This window comes from Mucilaginibacter sp. P2_A5 (assembly GCF_056404995.1).
On the sequence record NZ_JBFUCY010000075.1, the window covers coordinates 1 to 1,435 of the forward strand.

The 1,435-nt window shown below is 44.9% G+C and carries 2 protein-coding genes; both read right to left on the reverse strand.

Features of this window, described 5'->3' with window-relative positions; translation table 11 throughout:
• Positions 1-32: 32 nt before the first annotated feature.
• Positions 33-1,016, reverse strand: coding sequence for an ISAon1 family transposase (locus tag AC1DXF_RS29385; protein ID WP_477452240.1), 984 nt, complete (start codon positions 1,014-1,016; stop codon positions 33-35).
• A partial coding sequence (locus AC1DXF_RS29390) for an ISAon1 family transposase N-terminal region protein (RefSeq protein WP_477452241.1) occupies positions 1,009-1,435 on the reverse strand: 427 nt, incomplete at its 5' end. The genes AC1DXF_RS29390 and AC1DXF_RS29385, both read right to left, overlap by 8 nt.

Sequence of the window (1,435 nt, forward strand, 5' to 3'; positions counted from 1 at the left end):
GGATCAAGCCGTATTTCTGGGGGAAGATCAGTTTAAGCATATATTTTAGCGAGCCTGAAGAGGAAAAAGGTAGTATCTCTAACACCTCTTGAAGTAGCCCTGAATGCTTTGATCTTGGCGTTGAATGATTCTGCTGAGGCATTGGTACTTCTGTTGTTAAAGAAGTTCAGGATCGATTCATAATGCGTTTGTACAGACCTTGCCACCGTTTTAAAAGCATCTATTCCCGACTCTTCCACATCGTTATACCAGATGGCCAGCCGCTTGAAAGCCTGTTGTTTATTTTTGCAGATCGTGAACAATTGTCCTAAGCGAATGGACAGGTTATAGGCCTTGTACAACAGCGGATACCTCGGGAAGAGCAGATCGGCCCGTTCTTTTTGTGATGGCTGCCATTTAGAAGGATGCTTAAACAACAGGTACCTGCTCCGGGCCAGTAGCTGTTTTAAGGTATCGTCATTGTCAAACACTTCCGGTTCGTAGACCTTTTTGTCTTTTTTAGCTGTTTCTATCGCCTTATTTTCAGCTTCCAGTGCCTCCCATCGGTACTTAATGCGTAATTCCTGAACCGCATCGTAAGCCAGCTTCTGTACATGGAAGCGATCAATCACCCGTTCAGCATTCGTAAAACACCGGCGGATCGCTTTGATCATATTAGCAGCCATATCCATCGTTACTTCCCTGACCTGGTTTCTTTTACGAAGTGGGATCCGTTCCAACACAGCCATGATCTGGGCGGCTTGCGTACCTTTGATCATCGCCACAATGGACTTTTTGCCACCATGGGCGTCCTTATTGGTGACAATCGTATAAAGTTCACCATTGGTTAATGCTGTTTCGTCTATGCTTAATGACGGGCCGATATTATCCGCAAACAGCAGCCATTCATCCGCATGCTCCTTTTGATCCCAGCCATGAAAGTCGCTCAGGAAATCTTTGTACTGTGCCTGTAGCCGTTTGCCGTCAAGGCCATATAAGCGGCCCAGTAAATGGCAGCTGATTGGGTGATTATCCAAATATACCTTTTAAAAAAGTGCCGAATTCCGTGGTCATTCGCGCTCCTTTTCTTACTAAGTTCCAGTCTCTGGTGATGATGGATTTGGTTTCCACCACTTCCCACCTGCGCCTTTTAATACACAGATTTACCTTATGGCCGCGAATCGGAAAGTCCTGAATACTAACCTCAGCCATAAAGCCTTTGGACTCCAGCTTAACCGTTTCATAACCGGCAGGTGGAATATTCTTTTCTTCCAGGTAAATGTTAAGTCCTGAGCTCAGTTGAGCTACACTGATCAATTCAAAATAATCTAAAAGGCCTTCAGGTAAGATCAGCCGGACAAGGGTTTCGTGGGGTGACTGCAATGCTTTAGTATTCGTTTTTCTGACCGCAAAACAAATACTTTTTTTCTTTTCCCCCAACTTTTTGGACTGATCC